Genomic DNA, 13,492 nt, shown 5'->3' with positions numbered 1-13,492 from the left:
GGGCCGCCGCCATGCCCGCGCACCTCTCACCCGCACCGACGGCCAGCCCAGATATCAACTGACTGGCCGTCGGCCACTACCTGCGGATTCGGGTCTGAGGCTGATCCCGGAACGGGCTCCCGGCATCGTGCCGGGGGCCCGTTCGTCGGCGTCGACTCCCCGCTCCCCGGAGGTGCTCGCCCGCGGGCTCCTACGGTTCGGTGAGGGGGCCGTCGGCCCGGGCCCGGACGGCGAGGCCGAGTCGCCACGTCGCGATGTCGCGGTAGCGGATCGGCCCGGGGCCCCGGCCGATGTTGCTGCCGACGAGGTGAAGGCGTTCGGCCCGCCACGGCCGGCCCACGAACCCGCCGAGCCCGGCCGCGGCCTGCGGCACGCTGACCGGGTCGTCACGGCGGGCCCGTGCCAGCGTCAGGTGCGGGCGCAGCGGCCGGTCCCTGAACTGGATCCCGCAGGACCTGACCACCTCCCGGACGGCGGCGGCGAGCAGGTGCAGCCCCTCCAGGTCGCCGTCGATCCCGCTCCAGAGCAGTCGCTCGTCGAAGTGGCCGCCGCCCCGCAGGCTCAGCCGCAGGGCGGGATGCGACGCGACGGGACCGGCCAACGCCGACTGCAACAGCGGCACCGCCGTGGACGGCTGTTCGCCGAGGAAGGCCAGGGTGATGTGCCAGTCCTCGATCCGGTTCCACCGCAGCCGCGGGTACCCGGCGTAGGCGGGCTGCAGGGCCCGGGCCAGTTCGTCCTTGGCGTCGTCGGGCGGAGCCAGGGCCACGAAGACGCGCCGGGTCGGGGGTTCTGGGTGATCGTGCACGAGGGATTTCTAGCACCCCCGCACCGGCTTGAGCGGCCTCGGGTTCGTGGTGCCGCTCGGGCTGGGCCGGGCCGCCTCCGGCCTGCCCCGGCACGCCTGGGGGAGCCCGACGGAGCTGCTGCGGCGGGCGCTGTCCGACGTCCGGGCACGGTGCCGGAGTCCGGGTGCCGGCCCGCCGACCCGGGTCGCTAGCCGCCGAGGGTGAAGCCGATCACCGCGCCGCCGCCCTCCCGGTTGGCGGCGAACGCGGTGCCGCCGTGCGAGCGGGCCACCTCGGCCACGATGGCCAGGCCCAGGCCCGAGCCGGGCAGGCTGCGGGCGGCGGTGGCCCGGTAGAAGCGGTCGAAGACCCGGTCGAGGTCGGCCTCGTCGATGCCCGGGCCCCGGTCGCGGACCTCGACCCGCGGGCCGCGCGCCACCACCTCGATCGGGGACGTCCCGGCCGGGTCGAACTTGGCCGCGTTCTCCAGCAGGTTGTTCACCGCGCGGGCCAGCGCGTCCGGGCGGGCGATGACGACGGTGCCGTCCGTGTCCACGGTGATCTCCCGGTCGCTGCGCCGGCGGGCTTGGGCGGCGGCCTCGTGCACCACCTCCGCCAGCACCACCTCGACCGGGTCCTCGTCCGCCTTGCGGTCCGCCGCGAGCGCCACCAGCTCCTCCACCAGCTGGGTCAACTCCCGGGCCTCCTCGGACAGGTCGGCGAGCAGCGCGGCGCGCTCGGCGGGCGGCAGCCGGTCGATGCTGGGCAGCACCGAGAGGTTGGTGCGCAGGCTGGTCAGCGGGGTGCGCAGCTCGTGCCCGGCGTCCTGGACGAGCCGGCGCTGGTTCTCCTTGGCGGTGGCGAGGCGGACCAGCATCCGGTCGAAGGCACGGCCGAGGCGGCCCACCTCGTCCGTCCCCGCGGCGGGCACCGGGACGTCCAACCGGCCGCTGGAGGCGACCAGTTCGGCGGCGTCGGTGAGTCTGACCAGTCGGCCGGTGACCCGTCCGGCGACCAGCCAGCCGGCCCCGCCCGCCACCAGCACGACGGCGGCCACCACGGCCACCATCTGGGTGCGCAGCCGCGCCAACAGCTCCTCGATGTCGTCGAGTCGCTGCACGATCTGGACGGCCCCGCGGCCGCCGCCGAGCGAGACCACCCCCACCCGCCAGGTGGCGCCGGGCAGGCGGCGCACGTCGGTCACCGTCCGGGCGGCGGCGTCGGCGTGGGCGAGCTCGCGGTCGTCCCGGGTGGGCGGCAGGGCGATGTGGGAGGTGCCCGGGACAACGGCCCCGTTGGGGGCGAGGGCCTGGGCGGTGACCCGGATCGGGTGCAGCAGCTGCTCGCTCAGCCCGCTCGGGCCGTTGAAGTCCCCCGGGAACAGCTTCTGGCGGTCGACCTGGCCGCTCACCGCGTGGACGGCGGAGTTGAAGTCGTCCGCCTCGTCGTCCTGGATCAGGGCGGCGGCGGCGCGGTAGCCGAGCGTGCCGATCAGCACCGCGACCAGCGCCGCCATCGCCGCGAAGGCGAGCGAGAGGGTGGTGCGCAGGCCCGGGCGGGGCAGGCGGGGGCGGTTGCCCGCGGGGCCGGTCACGGCTCGCGCAGCGTGTAGCCGACGCCGCGGACGGTGTGGATCAGCGGGGTGAGGCCGGGGAGGTCGAGTTTGCGCCGCAGGTAGCCGATGAACACCGCGAGGTTCTTCGAGCCGGGGCCGAAGTCGTAGCCCCAGATCCGCTCGTACAGGGTGGTCTGGTCGAGGACGGCGCCGGCGTTCCGGGCGAGCAGCTCCAGCAGGTCGAACTCGGTGCGGGACAGCTCCAGTTCGCGTCCGTCGCGCCAGGCCCGGCGGGCGGGCGGCTCGACCCGCAGGTCGGCGACGGTCAGCACGTCCTCGGTGGTCTCGGCCGGAGGGTTGCGGCGCAGCAGGGCGCGCAGGCGGGCGAACAGCTCGTCCACGTCGAAGGGCTTGACCAGGTAGTCGTCGGCGCCGGCGTCCAGTCCGGCGATCCGGTCCGGGATCTCGACCCGGGCGGTGAGCATCAGCACCGGGGTGCGGTCCCCGGCGGCGCGCAGCCGGCGGCAGACCTCCAGGCCGTCCGGGGCGGGCATCATCACGTCGAGCACCAGGACGTCCGGGCGCTGTTCGGCGAGGACGGCGAGGGTCTGGGTGCCGTCCGCGGCTATCCGTACCCGGTAGCCCTCCAGCGTCAGGGCGCGGGTGAGCGAGTCGCGGATGGCGCGGTCGTCCTCGGCGATCAGCACGGTGTGGGTCATGGGGAGATTCTCCCTGGCGTGCTCACGGCAGTGGAGAGCGGGGCGGGGCTTGCTGCCCGCCGCGGGTTTCGCACGCCGCTTCGTGGGCGTACGGTGGCCACACGGTGGTGCGCCGCCGGGTGGGCCGCCGGTCCGTGTCGGCACGTCCCGCCGGAGGCCGCGATGGCAGAGCGGATGGCCTTCCTCACCACCCCGCGCGCGGAGCGGGAGCGGCGGGACGCGCGGGAGCGGCTGGGGGACTGGCGCGAGGTGTACCGGCCGGGGGCGCTGCTGCCGGTGGTGGGCGGGCAGGCGGCGAGGTGCATGGACTGCGGACTGCCGTTCTGCCACGCGGCCTGCCCGCTGGGGAACCTGGTGCCGGAGTGGAACCGGCTGGCGGCGGACGGGGACTGGCGGGCCGCGGCCGCCCGGCTGCTGGCGACGAACAACTTCCCGGAGTTCACCGGGCGGCTCTGCCCGGCGCCGTGCGAGAGCGCCTGCGTGCTGGCGATCGACGGGGCCGCGGTGACGATCAAGAACGTGGAGCTGGCGATCGCCGACCGCGCCTGGGAGGAGGGCTGGGACGGGCCGCTGCCGCCCGAACGGCGGGGCGCGGTCCGTCGCGTGGCGGTGATCGGCTCGGGCCCGGCCGGGCTGGCAGCCGCCCAGCAGCTGACCCGGGCCGGGCACGCGACCACGGTCTACGAGCGGGCCGACCGCCCGGGCGGGCTGCTGCGCTACGGGATCCCGCCGTTCCGCCTGGAGAAGCACCGGCTGGACCGGCGGCTCGACCAACTACGGGCCGAGGGCACCGAGTTCCGCACCGGGGTGTGGGCCGGGCGGGACGTCACGGGGGAGCGGTTGCGGGCCGAGTACGACGCGGTGGTGGTCGCGGTGGGTGCCGCCGCCTGGCGGGAACCGGCCGTGCCCGGGCTCCGGCTGCCCGGGGTGCATCCGGCGCTGGAGTACCTGACGTGGGCGAACCGGGTGGACGAGGGGGACCTCGCGGCCTCACCGCTGTCCGCGGAGGGGCGGCGGGTGGTGATCGTCGGCGGCGGGGACACCGCGGCCGACTGCCTGGGGACGGCGCTGCGCCAGGGCGCGGCCGCGGTCACTCAGTTGGACATCAACCCGTGCCCGCCGCAGGGCCGGGCGCCGGAGCAGCCCTGGCCGGTCCACCCCAAGGTGTACCGGGAGACCACCTCGCACGAGGAGTCGGGGGCGGTGGCGGCCGGGCCGGGGCCGTCGGGGGCGGAGTCCGGTCCGTCGGCGGCCGACGGCCGGGTCTTCGAGGCAGTGACGGTCGGGTTCGAGCCGGGGCCGGACGGGCGGCTGGCGGTCGTCCGCCTCGCCTCGTGCGAGGCGGACGACCGCAGCCCCCGGGCGGGCACCGAGCGGGTGCTGCCGGCGCAGCTGGCACTGCTCGCGCTGGGCTTCACCGGGCCCGAGCCGGACCAGCCGCTGTTCGCCCAACTCGGCCTGGGCCTCGGGCCGGAGGGCGCGTTGGAGCGGGACGACGGCTTCGGCACCGCGGTCGACGGGGTGTTCGTCGCCGGGGACGCTGGGCGGGGCCAGTCGTTGATCGTCTGGGCGATCGCCGAGGGCCGGGCTGCGGCCGCGGCGGTGGACCGCTATCTGCGCGGACGGACCGAACTCCCGGCACCGGTACGGGCGTCGGCGCGGACGCTCACGCTGTGAGGGCGTGGGCGCCCGCGCCGGACGGTCCGCGGCTTGTGATCAGCTGAGGCCGAGGACCGAGAGGGCGGTGGTCCAGTCGCTGGCGATGGCCTGCTGGGCGGGCACCAGGTCCACCTGGTGGTTGCAGACGGCGCGGTAGAGCTTGTACTCCACGGTGTCCTTGTCGGTGGAGGACAGGCCGCTCGCGCCGGTGGCGTAACGCGGCTGGGGCCAGAGGTTGTTCGGGTCGGTGGGGTTGCCGCCGAGCGACAGCGGGATGAAGTGGTCCTCCTCGTAGTCCGCCGTGCTGGTGTCGGCGTAGCCGTACTGGGCGATCTGCTGGACCTTCAGGCGGTTGGTGTAGGTGCTGGACGGGCGGATCGAGGTACTGTAGCCCGAGACGCAGATGGTGGAGTCGATGGTGTCCTGGGTGACGTCCGGGTTGGTGGCGCCGGGGGTGCAGGACGGGTCGGGCAGCGGCAGGTAGGCCTGTGAGCAGGTCGCGTCGAGGGCGGCGCGGGTGTGCGAGGCGGTGGTGGGGGCGGCGTGCGCGGTGCCGGCGGTCGCGAGGGCGGCCGCGGCGAGCACCACGGTGGCGACGGCGGGGGCGATGCGGTGGGCACGAAGCATGTGGGGAGCTCCCTGTCACGGGCCCGGCACGGGGCGCCGGGCGGTGTGTGTCCATGCCACCATCAGCGGGTCTATGCGGGTAGACCGGAAATGGTGAATAGTTGACAAAGCGTCAGTCAACGAGGCCGGGGCAAGATTTCGCTTGACGCGGACCCGGCAGGCCGGCAGGCGTGTGCGCAGACGAGCAGGCGTGTGCATGATGAAGGCGGCGTGCGATGGGACCGCCCGCCGGTGCTCACCTCCGCGCAACCCGGGGTGCCCCGCGAGCCGTCGCCCGCGTCGCGTGGCCGTCGCGACCCCGGGTAGGTGCCGGGCAGCAGACGGACGGAGGGGGACCGCCATGCCCGACCGACTTCCCGGGGTGCCCGCGCAGCCACCGGCGCAGATGCCTGCGGAACCACTCGCGCAGGTGGCTGGGCAGGTGGCCGCGCAGCCACCCGTGCCCGCGCAGGTGGCCGCGCAGCCACCCGTGCCCGCGCAGGTGACCGCGCAGCCACCCGTGCCCGCGCCGGTGCTGCCGGAGGTGCCGGCGGTGGCGGGCCTGCCCGTGCCTCCCGTGCCACCCGTTCCGCCCTGGTCGGGTGGCGGTCAGTCGCCGCCGGTGCTGGGGCACGCGGCCCGCAGCATCCCGAAGGCCACCCTCGTCTCCCTGAAGGTGGACGGCCCGCCGCACAGCCCCGGCTTCGTCAAGCACGCCTATCTGCGCCGGCTCGACCTCCGGCCGGACGAAGTGGCCGCGCTGCACGGGCGGTTGACGGCCGAGGTGCCCTGGGACCTGCTCGCCGCCTCCGCCGCCGACCCCGGCGACCGCCTGCTGCGGGCCGCCGTACTGGCCGCCGTGCCCGGCCCCGCGCTACGGGAACTCGGCGGCGCGCTGGAGGGGTTGCGCCGCGCGGACGCCACGGCCGAGGGTCGGGCCCGGGCCGGGCGGGCCGCCGCCGCGAACGCCGCGTACGACCACAACGCGGCCGTCGAGCCGATCGGCATGCTGAACCTGGAGCGCCTGGAGATGGCCCCGGCCGGGATCGAGCGCGGCGAACTGGTCGCCACCGTCCCGCTGGCGCCGCTGGAGGAGACGGCCGTCACCCAGAAGGAATGGTCCGTCACCTCCAAGGAGTTCAGCTCGATCGTCACCGACTCGCTGGAGAACGTCAGCGAGACCGGCGTCACCGACAACACCGAGCTCGCCCAGTCCACCACCAACCAGCTTCAGCACAGCAACCAGTTCAACGTCACCGGCACCGTCTCCGGCGGCATCTCGCTGATCTCCGGCTCCGCCAGCTCCGGGATGACCAGCCAGAGCGCCGACTCGCAGTCCGCCACCGACAGCCGCAAGCACGCCACCACGATCACCCAGAAGGCCTCCGCGCGCACCAAGCAGGAGCACAAGGTCACCATCACCACCACCACCGTGACCGGCTCCTCGGAGACCACCACCCGCACCCTCAAGAACGCCAGCCCCACCGACGCCGTCCGGATCGACTACTTCAGCATGATGCGCAAGTGGCGGGTGCGGCTCTACCGCTCCGGGCTGCGGCTGACCTACGACCTGGCGATCCCCGAGCCGGCCGGCGCGCTGCGCCAGTCGTACGCCGAACTCGCGGCGCTGGAAGCGCGGTTGGGGCCGTTCCGGTTCGACGTGCCGCACTCCGACATCACCGAGGAGGTCCGCCCCGGGGAGAACCAGGCGCACTACCTGGTGCTCGCCGAGCGGTACGGCGCCGCGGTGCCGCTCGCCCCCGGCCCGCACCCGGACATCCACGTCAACGTCACCGCGCCCAACAACGACGGCGCCGCCATCTTCGACGCCCCGCCGCTCAACGTCCCGGACCGGTACTGGATCAAGAACCTGCAGTTCCAGTTCACCTCGGAGAGCCGCACCGGCGACTACCACTACAACCTCAAGGTGCTCGGCAGCAGCATCCCCGAATGGAACGAGCCGTTCGGCACCCACGGCCCGGTCGACCTCGCCGACCCGCTCAACGGCTCCCTGCTGGCGCACGCGAGCGGGCCCTGCACCGTGAGCTTCCGCCTGGTCAACAACCGGCAGACCTGGCTCAGCCTGACCGCCGTCGTCGAACCCACCGACGAGGCGCGCCGGCAGTGGCAGAACGACGTCTGGGCGGCGCTGTTCAACGCCGCCCAGACCAAGTACTACGCCGAACAGCAGGACCTCGCCGCCCGCGCCGCCGCGCTGCGCGAACGCCTCAACGGCGTGGACACCCTCACGCTCCGGCGCGAGGAGAGCGACGAGATCATGAAGGGCGTGCTGCGCTTCCTGCTCGGCGTGGACTACCACCTCATGCCGTCGGAGGTCGTGGACGCCTTCAAGGCCTCGGTCGGCAACGACCCCGACCGGCTGGGCCACGGCGCCGGCTTCACCGGCGACGACACCGGCGCGCTCGGGCTGAGCGCCGCGGCCTGGGCGGCGGTGCTCGGGCACGAGGCGGAGGCGGCCTTCGTCAACCAGGCCATCGAGTGGGAGAACGTGGTCACCTTCCTCTACTCCTACTTCTGGGACACACCTGCCGCCTGGCCCTTCGTCAGCCGGATCAGCCACCCCGACGCCAACCGGCAGGCCTTCCTGCGGGCGGGCAGCGCCCGGGTGGTGCTCACCGTGCGCAAGGGCTGGGAGGAGGCCTGGGTGCGGTTCGCCGAGGGCGGCTTCCGCGGAGCCCCGCTGCCCGCCGACCACCCGTACCTGACGATCGCCCGGGAGATCGCCGCCTACGACGACCGCAACTATCCGGGCATCCCGCCGGCCAACCCGGGCAGCAGCTCGCTGCTGCTGGAGGACGAGGTCGTGACCACCTGCCAGGCCGTGGTCGAGCCGGCAGCCGGGGGAGCGCCGGTGCTGGTGCCGGTCGCCTCCAGCGCGGGCTTCGACCCGGACACCATGGTGGTCGTGGACGAGTACGACGACCGGCGGATCCAGGAGACCGCAACGGTGGTGCGGGTGCCGGACGACGGCCACCTGCTGCTGGCCGGGCTGACCCACCGGCACGACGGCAGCCTGACGCCGTTCCCGATCCGCCGCCCCGGCCACCGGGGCACGCTGATCGCGGAATGGAACGAGTACACGCCGACCTCGGGGACGGACATCGCGGTGAGCAGCCCGTTGAAGGACATCGCGTGAGCGAGCGCAGCGAGCGAACCATCAAGAGGTGCGTGTGGGCGAATGCCCCTGCCGAGCGCAGCGAGGCGGGCGCATGAGCTTCCTCAGGGACCAGGACACCTGCCTGTTGTTGGGCAAGGCGCGCGAGGAGCCGCCGACGGTCTTCGAGTACCTGGCCGCCGAGCTGTGGGTGCGCCACCACTTCGGGGTGGACTTCGACGCCCGCCCCGGCGCGACCTGGGTGACCTTCCAGCTCGACCGGATCGCCGAGTGGTGGGGCACGCCCGGCCGGGACCGGCTCGGCCCCGAGGAGGCGCTGCCGTACGGGCGGCTGACCGCCCAGCCGCAGGACCCGGTGCTGCGGATGGTGCTCCAGGTGCTGTCGGAGGACCTTCGCAACACCTTCCCGGCGGCCAAGGTCGACGCGATCAAGCGGATGCTGAAGGACCGCAGCACCCCGGCGGTCAAGCTGGTCAGGGCCGTCCGCGAACTCACCCCGGGCGGTGCGCTCAAGCCGGACCTGCTCGGCCTGCAGAACCACGTCCCCGAACTGCGGATGGAGGCCCTGGAGGTCGGCACGGAGGGCGGTGCCCTCGACACCTACCGCGAACTCCAGGGCAAGATCGCGGTGTTGCGCGACCCGTGCGGCCGGGTGATCGAGAACCGGCTGGTCGCCATGCAGCGCACTGCCCTCCAGCAGCTGCCGTACTCGGTGGTCGCCGCCGGTACCGACTGGCGGCTCGGTGCCGGGCTGAAGATCCTGCCGATGCCGGTCAACGTCACCGAACTGAACGGGGAGACGTACGTCGACTGGATCTGCTACTGGCCCACCGACCGGGCCGAGTTCCGCGAGTACCCGAGGCCGGCCAACGGGCGTCCGGGGTACGACGGGCTGGTGCTCTACCACATCCACCGGGTGCCGCTGCGGGCGGTGCAACTGCCCGACAGGATTCGGGAGGCGATGCTCAACCTGGTACGGGCCCGGCAGCGGCCGGCTCCGCTCGGGCCCACGCTGGTGCCCGAGTTGGCGCTGTCGATCGAGCGCGACCAACGGCTGTTCACCCACGAGGGCGAGCTGTTCCTGGCCGGGCTGGGCGCGGTCGGGCTGCTGGCCCTCGGGGTGTGGGCGGCGATGGGCACGGGCGTGGTGGCCGGGCTGGGGGTGGTGGCCAAGGGCGGGCTGGTCGCCGCGGCGAACGCGCCCGAGCTGTTCGTCGGGGCGGTCGCCGCGGCGGCCCGGCTGGCGGACCAACTGTGGTCGGTGGTGTCGCAGTTGGGGTACCTGTTGCCGGCCTTCGGGTAGCGGGCGGGCGGCGGTCGGGGCTTTGCGAGCATCCCGCGGCACCTGCCTGATGAGAGGTCGTGCGGGATGGATTCGGGCGGGAGGACGGGGATGGTGGAGCTGCGCTACACACCGACGGCCGAGGACTTCCGGGCGGCCTTCGCGGCCCGCGCCCGGGGACCGTCGCGGGCCGCCGGGAGCGGCGCGACACTCACCTGATCGCGGGTGGCTCGGCGGTCGGTGGGATGCTGTGCTCGCTCGACGCGGGGTCGGTGAAGCCGCAGTCGGTGCTGTTCGTCCTGGTCGTGCCGGCGGTGCTCGGGCTGCCCCGGTGGCAGGTGCGGCAGGCGATGCGGGCGGTGGCGGACCGCGGCGAGTTCCGGGTGATGCTGGACGACGCCGGGCTCACCGTCGCCAACGCGGAGTCCGTCACGCCGCTCTCCTGGCCGGAGCAGCGCTACCACCTGGAGGCGCCCGAGCTGTTCCCGCTGCTGGGCGGTGACGAGGAGATCGGCGTCATGACCGTGCTGCCCAAGCGCGGCACGGACGATCCCGGCCGGCTCGGCGAGCTGATCGCCCGGCACTCCTCGGCGCTTCCGCAGGCGACCTTGAAGGGGTTTCCGCAGGGCTGAGCGGGCGGTCACGGGACCAGCTCCGGCCGGTGCGCGCGCTGGTCGTAGCGCCAGAGCGCGGGGAGGGCGGCGGCCAGGACGGCGCCGCCAGTGCACGCCGAGCTCACCGGCTCGCCGCTCGCCGTCGGCGCGGTCGGCGCGGTCGAGCTCGTGCCCACCATCGTGTTCGGCCCGAGTGGATCGCCGCCGACGCCCGCGCCGAGCGCACCGCCCTGCTCGCCTGCCGCGACGGCGCCGGGGTGCACGCCGGCACCCTGCGCACCGAGGGCGAACTCCCATCCATCAAAGCCCAGTTGAGCGCACGGTGCCGAGCCGGACTGCGCCCGCGCACCGCGCTGCGACTGCTGCTGACCGTCGACCGGTACATCATGGGCTGGGCCACCGAGGAGCAAGCCTGGCGGCAGGACGTCGCGAAGCGCACCCGGCCGCCGTTCCCGGACGAGGCCTGCGCGACCTCCCGCTGCTCAGCGAGGCCGCCGAGGCTGCGGATGACCGACCACGACGCCGACTTCGACTACGGGCTGCGGGTGCTGATCGAGGGCTTCCGGGCGGAGATCTGCGCGGGAGGCGGGGGAAGGCTCCACCTGAGCGGGGAGAGCTCCCACCTGACGGGCGATGGGTTAGCGTGTGCGCCATGACCACTCTTGATCCCCGCACCACGGCCCTGGTCCTGATCGACCTGATGGAGCGGATCGTCGGCTACCAGCTCGCGCCGTACACCGGTCCGGAGGTCGTGACGGCCTCGCTGAAGCTGGCCGAGGACTTCCGCGCCGCCGGTGCGCCCGTCGTCGCGGTGCGGGTCGAGCGGCCGGGCGTCACCGAGCAGCCGCCCGGCAGCGAGCTGGTGGCCGAGGTCGAGGCGGCGGCCGACGAGGTCGTGGTGAAGCGCACCATCGGCGCCTTCGAGGGCACCGGGCTGCACGAATTGCTCCAGGCCCGGGGCGTCGAGACCCTGGTGTTCACCGGGATCGCCACCAACCTCGGCGTGGAGTCGAGCGCCCGCGCGGCCGCCGACCGCGGCTACCGGCTGGTCTTCGTCGAGGACGCGATGACCGGGCTGACCGAGGCGGAGCACCGGGCCTCGGTGGACCTGGACTTCCCGCGGCTGGGGGACGTCGTGGCGGCGGCGGACCTGCGGTTGGGATAGTGGACGGCGCCGGGGTGCTCAGGCCGTCCGGCGCAGCGCGATGACGTTCTCGGTGACGGTCGCGCTCTGGCCGCCGGGACCGGTGGCGGTGCGCCGGGGTGCGTGGCAGCGCTCGGTGCGCCAGCCGTCGCCGAGCCGCAGGGAGGCGAGGACCTCCTCCGGCGTGGGGAACTCCACCTCCTGTCCGGCCTGCCAGGACCAGGGCGCCACCGAGGCGTGGTCCACCACGATCAGCAGCCCGTTCGGCGCCACGGCCTGCGCGGCGCGGCGCAGGACCCGGGTGCGCGGGATCTCGACGGGCGTGTGGAAGTAGCTGGCGCTGACCAGGTCGAAGCTGCCCGAGGGGAAGGTCCGCGCCAGGTCGTGGCGGACGGGACGGACCCGGGCGGACAGGCCGGCGGCCCTCGCAAGCTCGGCGACGCGGGCGAGGGCGGTCGGTGCGACGTCGACGGCGGTGACGTCCCAGCCGAGGGCGGCGAGCCGCAGCGCGTCGCCGCCGTGTCCGCAGCCCAGGTCCAGCGCCGTGCCGGGGACGGGCGCGAGTGCGGTGACGAGGCCGTCGAGGACGGCGTTGGGCCGGGTGCCCCACTCGGGGTCGAGGCGGGAGTAGTGGTTCTCCCAGAAGGTCGCGGAGTCGGCGTGCTCGGTGTGCCCGGTGTGCTCGGTGTGCATGGGGTGCCCTTTCGGGGGGTGGGGGTAGCGGCGGTTCGCGCCGCCGGCTTCGCGGGTCGGCCCCGCTGCTACGACGGTGCCCCGCGCCCTGCCCGACTTGCAACGCTCCATGCCGTTTCGGCAACCTGAGGGCATGGGCAACGCGAAGAAGGACGTCCTGGACGCGGTCGGCCCCCGCCTGCGCGAGCTGCGTCGCCGGCGCGGGATGACGCTGGCGGAACTCGCCGAACGGACCGGGATCAACGAGAGCACCCTCTCCCGGCTGGAGGGCGGCACCCGCAAGCCCACCCTGGAGCTGCTGCTGCCGCTCGCCGAGGTCCACGCCGTCCCCCTCGACGACCTCGTGGGCGCGCCCCGCACCGGGGACCCGCGCATCCACCTGCGCCCGGTGACCCGGGACGGGATGACGTACGTGCCGCTCAGTCGCCCCGGCGGCGTCCAGGCCCACAAGCTGCTGATCCCGCCCCGGCCCGGCACCGAGCCGGAACTGAAGACCCATGAGGGATTCGAGTGGGTCTACGTGCTCTCCGGCAGGCTGCGCCTGCTCCTGGGTGACCAGAGCCTGGTCCTCACGGCGGGCGAGGCCGCCGAGTTCGACACCCACGTACCGCACTGGCTCGGAGCGGACGGCGACCGGACCGTCGAGCTCCTCGTCCTCTTCGGGCACCAGGGCGAACGGGCCCACCTGAGGGCCCGCACCGCCTGACCGCGTGCGGACCAGGCGGTTTCCTTCCGTTTCCTTCCGATCAGCGGATCGATCTTCAGCAGACCGACCCTACGCCCCGGCCTGCTGGTAGAGCGTCACCAGGAGGCCGTGCACCGGCTCGCCCTCCGGATCCTCCTCCGTCTCGTCGACCAGCGCGGCCAGAGCCTCGGCGAGCCGCGCTGCCTTGGCCGGGCTGATCCGGATGTGGCGCAGCGTCAGGAGGTGATCGGCGGGTGAGCGGTCCAACTCCTGGGCGACGGCGCCGAACAGCGCGGCCGTCCCCTCGGCCTGCGGTTCGGCGACGAGGAGTCGCTCGGCGGTCCGCCGGTAGTACTTCTCGGTGCCGCCGCGCACCCGTCGCGTTCCCGCGTCCTGGACCAGCCCCGCCTCGCACAGCACCCCGAGGTGGTGCGAGACGCTGCCCTTGTTCACTCCCAGCTGCGCGGCGAGCCGGCTGATCGTCGACGGCCGGCCGCTCAGGGCGAAGAGCAGGCGTTGGCGCATGGGGTGGGCGAGTGCGGTGTGCTGTCGAGGCGTGCTGATCTGCTGGACGCCCTCGTCTGGTTGATGGCTCACCAGATCAAGCGTTA

At 74.1% G+C, this 13,492-nt stretch carries 14 protein-coding genes; 7 read left to right on the top strand and 7 right to left on the bottom strand.

Annotated features, from left to right (window positions below; genetic code table 11):
- Positions 1-190: 190 nt before the first annotated feature.
- The 3 genes from thpR to ACIG5E_RS19860 all read right to left on the bottom strand — a co-directional run bounded on the left by thpR (position 191) and on the right by ACIG5E_RS19860 (position 3,062).
- Entirely contained in the window at positions 191-808 is a 618-nt protein-coding gene (gene thpR, locus ACIG5E_RS19870) for an RNA 2',3'-cyclic phosphodiesterase (RefSeq protein WP_396534955.1), read from the bottom strand.
- 188 nt (positions 809-996) lie between these two features.
- Positions 997-2,382, bottom strand: coding sequence for an ATP-binding protein (locus ACIG5E_RS19865; protein WP_396534953.1), 1,386 nt, complete (start codon positions 2,380-2,382; stop codon positions 997-999).
- Positions 2,379-3,062 (bottom strand): response regulator transcription factor, encoded by a 684-nt coding sequence (locus ACIG5E_RS19860; protein WP_396534951.1) that lies wholly within the window; start codon positions 3,060-3,062, stop codon positions 2,379-2,381. The genes ACIG5E_RS19865 and ACIG5E_RS19860 overlap by 4 nt, the downstream gene beginning before the upstream one ends.
- 162 nt (positions 3,063-3,224) lie before the next feature.
- Between ACIG5E_RS19860 and ACIG5E_RS19855 the strand changes: the two genes are divergently transcribed.
- Entirely contained in the window at positions 3,225-4,739 is a 1,515-nt protein-coding gene (locus ACIG5E_RS19855; RefSeq protein WP_396534949.1) for a glutamate synthase subunit beta, read from the top strand.
- A 39-nt stretch (positions 4,740-4,778) separates the two neighbouring features.
- On the opposite strand, the gene ACIG5E_RS19850 is transcribed toward ACIG5E_RS19855, so the two are convergent.
- Positions 4,779-5,348: a hypothetical protein gene (locus tag ACIG5E_RS19850; RefSeq protein ID WP_396534947.1), complete on the bottom strand. Its 570-nt coding sequence runs from the start codon at positions 5,346-5,348 to the stop codon at positions 4,779-4,781.
- Positions 5,349-5,769: 421 nt separating this feature from the next.
- Here ACIG5E_RS19850 and ACIG5E_RS19845 point away from each other — a divergent pair, with 421 nt between their 5' ends.
- The 3 genes from ACIG5E_RS19845 (at position 5,770) to ACIG5E_RS19835 (ending at position 10,377) form a co-directional block, all read left to right on the top strand.
- On the top strand, positions 5,770-8,484 hold the full coding sequence (locus ACIG5E_RS19845; RefSeq protein WP_396534945.1) for a hypothetical protein: 2,715 nt from the start codon (positions 5,770-5,772) through the stop codon (positions 8,482-8,484).
- A 73-nt stretch (positions 8,485-8,557) separates the two neighbouring features.
- Complete coding sequence (locus ACIG5E_RS19840) at positions 8,558-9,766, top strand: hypothetical protein (RefSeq protein WP_396534943.1); 1,209 nt, start codon at positions 8,558-8,560, stop codon at positions 9,764-9,766.
- A gap of 224 nt (positions 9,767-9,990) precedes the next feature.
- On the top strand, positions 9,991-10,377 hold the full coding sequence (locus ACIG5E_RS19835) for a hypothetical protein (protein WP_396534941.1): 387 nt from the start codon (positions 9,991-9,993) through the stop codon (positions 10,375-10,377).
- Between the two features lie 8 nt (positions 10,378-10,385).
- On the opposite strand, the gene ACIG5E_RS19830 is transcribed toward ACIG5E_RS19835, so the two are convergent.
- Positions 10,386-10,622, bottom strand: a complete 237-nt coding sequence (locus tag ACIG5E_RS19830; protein WP_396534939.1) for a hypothetical protein — start codon at positions 10,620-10,622, stop codon at positions 10,386-10,388.
- Here ACIG5E_RS19830 and ACIG5E_RS19825 point away from each other — a divergent pair.
- On the top strand, positions 10,617-11,015 hold the full coding sequence (locus tag ACIG5E_RS19825) for a TetR/AcrR family transcriptional regulator C-terminal domain-containing protein (RefSeq protein WP_396534937.1): 399 nt from the start codon (positions 10,617-10,619) through the stop codon (positions 11,013-11,015). The genes ACIG5E_RS19830 and ACIG5E_RS19825 overlap by 6 nt on opposite strands.
- Complete coding sequence (locus ACIG5E_RS19820) at positions 11,012-11,524, top strand: isochorismatase family protein (protein WP_396534935.1); 513 nt, start codon at positions 11,012-11,014, stop codon at positions 11,522-11,524. The genes ACIG5E_RS19825 and ACIG5E_RS19820 overlap by 4 nt, the downstream gene beginning before the upstream one ends.
- An 18-nt stretch (positions 11,525-11,542) precedes the next feature.
- Here ACIG5E_RS19820 and ACIG5E_RS19815 read toward each other — a convergent pair whose 3' ends face one another.
- On the bottom strand, positions 11,543-12,196 hold the full coding sequence (locus tag ACIG5E_RS19815; protein WP_396534933.1) for an SAM-dependent methyltransferase: 654 nt from the start codon (positions 12,194-12,196) through the stop codon (positions 11,543-11,545).
- 133 nt (positions 12,197-12,329) lie between these two features.
- Here ACIG5E_RS19815 and ACIG5E_RS19810 point away from each other — a divergent pair, with 133 nt between their 5' ends.
- Positions 12,330-12,902, top strand: coding sequence for a helix-turn-helix domain-containing protein (locus tag ACIG5E_RS19810; RefSeq protein ID WP_396534931.1), 573 nt, complete (start codon positions 12,330-12,332; stop codon positions 12,900-12,902).
- Between the two features lie 69 nt (positions 12,903-12,971).
- Here the strand turns inward: ACIG5E_RS19810 and ACIG5E_RS19805 are convergent, their stop codons facing one another.
- Positions 12,972-13,478, bottom strand: coding sequence for an ArsR/SmtB family transcription factor (locus ACIG5E_RS19805; protein ID WP_396534929.1), 507 nt, complete (start codon positions 13,476-13,478; stop codon positions 12,972-12,974).
- Positions 13,479-13,492: the final 14 nt, after the last annotated feature.

Source organism: Kitasatospora sp. NPDC053057, assembly GCF_044546945.1.
Taxonomy (GTDB): domain Bacteria; phylum Actinomycetota; class Actinomycetes; order Streptomycetales; family Streptomycetaceae; genus Kitasatospora.
The sequence above is the reverse complement of the archived record's forward strand: the minus strand, read 5'-3'. Positions and strand labels throughout refer to the sequence as shown.